4 protein-coding genes and 2 pseudogenes are annotated in these 3,197 nt (G+C 70.8%); 4 read left to right on the forward strand and 2 right to left on the reverse strand.

Annotated features, from left to right (window positions below; all coding sequences use genetic code 11):
• Nucleotides 1–366, forward strand: a pseudogene (locus I5G_RS18130) (alkaline phosphatase family protein); the annotation flags it as partial.
• A 9-nt stretch (nt 367–375) separates the two neighbouring features.
• Here the strand turns inward: I5G_RS18130 and sepH are convergent.
• Nucleotides 376–1,419 carry a septation protein SepH gene (gene sepH / locus I5G_RS18135; protein ID WP_026096069.1) on the reverse strand — a complete coding sequence of 348 codons (1,044 nt, stop codon included), beginning with the start codon at nt 1,417–1,419 and terminating at the stop codon, nt 376–378.
• A 222-nt stretch (nt 1,420–1,641) separates the two neighbouring features.
• Between sepH and I5G_RS18140 the strand changes: the two genes are divergently transcribed.
• Nucleotides 1,642–1,935: a DUF4193 domain-containing protein gene (locus I5G_RS18140; RefSeq protein ID WP_022880322.1), complete on the forward strand. Its 294-nt coding sequence runs from the start codon at nt 1,642–1,644 to the stop codon at nt 1,933–1,935.
• On the opposite strand, the gene I5G_RS18145 is transcribed toward I5G_RS18140, so the two are convergent.
• On the reverse strand, nt 1,910–2,401 hold the full coding sequence (locus I5G_RS18145; protein ID WP_022880323.1) for a DUF3093 domain-containing protein: 492 nt from the start codon (nt 2,399–2,401) through the stop codon (nt 1,910–1,912). The genes I5G_RS18140 and I5G_RS18145 overlap by 26 nt on opposite strands.
• 12 nt (nt 2,402–2,413) lie before the next feature.
• Between I5G_RS18145 and dut the strand changes: the two genes are divergently transcribed.
• Both dut and I5G_RS23495 read left to right on the forward strand, forming a co-directional pair.
• Entirely contained in the window at nt 2,414–2,869 is a 456-nt protein-coding gene (gene dut, locus I5G_RS18150; protein ID WP_022880324.1) for a dUTP diphosphatase, read from the forward strand.
• Nucleotides 2,866–3,197 (forward strand): annotated as a pseudogene (locus I5G_RS23495) (DUF3710 domain-containing protein); the annotation flags it as partial. The gene dut and the pseudogene I5G_RS23495, both read left to right, overlap by 4 nt.

Raw genomic sequence — 3,197 nt, forward strand, 5'->3', positions numbered from 1 at the left:
GTGCTTCTCACGCACGACGATCCGCTCGTGGAGGACGTCGAGATCGTCGGCGGCGAGCCCCGCATGCTGCACCTGTACACCGCGCCCGGCGAAGCGGATGCCGTGGCCTCACGCTGGCGCGAGCGGGAGCAGGCGCGGGCCTGGGTGCTGACGCGGGACGAGGCGATCGCGGAAGGGCTGTTCGGCCCGGTGGCGCCGGAGGTGCGCGAGCGCATCGGCGACGTACTCATCGCCGCGCGCGGGCGTTTCGCGTACTACGACGACCGCGAGAGCGACAAGCGCCCGCAGCGCATGGTGGGCCAGCACGGCTCACTCACCGACGAGGAGCGCACGGTTCCGCTCCTGCGCCTCGGCGCGTTCGCCTGACGCGGCGCGTCAGCTCTCGTCGGTGCGGGCGCCGAAGACGATCTCGTCCCACGACGGCATCGAGGGTCGCCCCTTCGCGCGCCGACCGGAATCGGTGGATGCCGGGGGAGCGGGGGTCCGCTCGGGCTCGGCCTCGGGTTCCTCGGCTCGGTACTCGGGCTCGAGGGCGTCGAACAGCGCGACCGGCGCGCTGGGCGTCCGCTGTTCCGGCTCGCGCACCTCGGCGGTGCCAGGAAGCGGTTCGCGCTGCCCGCGGCGACGACGGAGCGCCTCGAGCAGGTCGGCCGTCTCCGACGAGGTGACCGGGGCGTCGGGGGCGCGCTTGATCGCCGCCGCCTGCACGGCGGCCGCGACGGGACCGGTGGCCTCGACGCCAGGCTCGTCCTCGATGTCGAGCCGGCGGGGGCCGAAGGCGCCGCTGTCGAAGCGGGAGTCGTCCTTGGGCAGGGGAGTGTCGAGCGCACGGAGACGCGGGATCAGTCCCTCGGGGAGCGATCCCTGACGCGACAGCTGGATCGCGTCCGAGTTCTGCGGCGACAGCGTGCTGCGACGCGGGTCGAAACCCCAGCGCGCGTCGTGATCGATCCCGTTCGCGGTGAACTCGAGCTTTACCATCCAGCCCGAGGATTCCTTCCAGCTCGTCCAGCGCTCCGACGATGCGCCGGCCTCGGTGAGCTTCGCCCGGACGGCGGCACCGAACGTGATCGGACCGTCGTGCTCGAGCGCGCCCCCGAGGAGCACGGGCACGGCGAGGGCCTGCGCGACGATGTGCTCGCGCTCGGCGAGCACGGGGCCTTCGAACCTCTCCACGTCCTCGACGCGGGCACTCAGCAGCGTCGCGACCTCGCGCGCGGAGAGTCCGGCGCGGATGTGCGCCTGGATCTCGCGCGGGCTCGGACGGGGCGTACGCTCGCCGTCGTGCTCGCGCCCACGGCGCGCACGGCGCGCTTCCGCGCGCAGCACCTCGTCGAGCGGCAGGGCGAAACGTTCGCCCGTCTCGGTCGCGACGACGAGGACGTCATCCTCGGTTCCGATGACTTTGAGCTGTTCCATGCGAAACACCCCTCCGATCTGCGGTCGACGCCCATGGTGTCACGGCCGCACCCCCGAACCAGGGAATAACGCGGGCGCGCCGCGAGTTTCACGCGCTGCAGCCCACGGCCACCCCGCCGACACCCCGAGAAGAGCATTTGCTTATCGGGGTCGGGTCATGCAAACTATGGCCGCCCGTTCGGGCGATGCACCACGAAAAACCGGAAGTAGAGACCCTCACGCATGGCCACCGATTACGACGCACCCCGTAAGACCGAGGACGACAGCGAGTCGATCGAGGCCCTCAAGGAGCGCGTGCCCGACAAGACGTCGGGGTCGATCGACAACGAGGATGCCGACAACCCCTCGGGCTTCGAGCTGCCCGGGGCCGACCTGTCCGACATCGAGCTGGACGTCGTCGTGCTGCCCCCTCAGGAAGATGAGTTCACGTGTATGAACTGCTTCCTCGTCAAGCACCGCTCGCAGATCGCTGAAGAGAGCGGCAACGGCTTCATCTGCGTGGAGTGCGCAGCCTGACCTGAGCACGCTGGATCGCCGCGATGAGGCGGTCCGGCGTCCGGGTGGACACCACCCACGACGGGGTCGGATCATCGGGATCGGTCACGGGAATCGTGACGATCCCGTCGATCCCGCCCCGGATGAGGTGCCAGGCCCGCCGGTCGAGACCACTCCCGCGGGCGGTACGCGCCTCCTCCGCCACGACGCCCGAGGGCACCCCCAGCAGATCGACCGGGATGTGCGCCCGCCCGGCCCGCAACTCCCCGTCGCGGACCTCGACGACGGGGGAGAGGGCGACCAGCGCCGCCACGATGCCGACGGACACCAGCAGCCCGATCACGAGCGCCAGCGTCGTGTCGACGGGCGTGAACACGAGGGCCGCCATCGGCCCGCAGACCGCCGCCGCGACGAGCGCCCAGAGCGACGGACTCAGGCGTTCGCGGTACTCGATTCCGGTGCGGATGCCGCACCCCCTCTTCTGCATTACCCTCGTGGGGTGACCGAAACGGTGGACGTCCTCATTGTCGCATCCGAGCCCCCGGTCTTCGCCCACCCCGGCGACGCCGGAGCCGACCTCGTGGCCGCGGAAGCGGTCCGACTGGAGCCAGGCCGTCGCGCCCTCGTCTCCACCGGTGTGCGCATCGCGCTGCCGGACGGATACGCCGCGTTCGTCGTTCCCCGCAGCGGCCTCGCCGCCAAGCACGGCATCACGATCGTGAACTCCCCGGGAACGATCGACGCGGGCTACCGCGGCGAGATCAAGGTGGCGCTGCTGAACACCGACCTCGACGAGGCCTACGAGATCGCGGTCGGCGACCGCATCGCGCAGCTCATCGTCATGCCCGTCCCGCCCGTTCGCTTCCTCCCCGTCGACGACCTTCCCGACAGCGTGCGGGGCGAGGGCGGATTCGGATCCAGCGGCTACCAGACCCCTTCAGGGAGCACCCGATGACCGACGACACCCAGCCGCAGACCGATCAGGAGATCGAGGCGGCACCTGCCCCCAAGAGCGGACCCGTGGATCGCGAGACGACCGGCCCCTTCGACGAATCCGAGGCCAACGCCGTCCGCCCGTACATCGATCTGGGCGGCATCAAGATCCTCCCGCGCGAGGGCCTGAACCTCCGCCTCGAGGTCGAGGAGCAGACCAAGCGCATCGTCGCCGTCGGTCTCGACTACGCGGAGTCCACGCTGCAGGTGCAGCCCTTCGGCGCGCCGCGCTCGAGCGGGCTGTGGGAGGAGACCGCGAGCAGATCCCGCAGCAGGTGAAGCACCAGGGC

The sequence above is a fragment of the Microbacterium sp. B19 genome, assembly GCF_000333395.1.
In the GTDB taxonomy this organism is placed as follows: domain Bacteria; phylum Actinomycetota; class Actinomycetes; order Actinomycetales; family Microbacteriaceae; genus Microbacterium.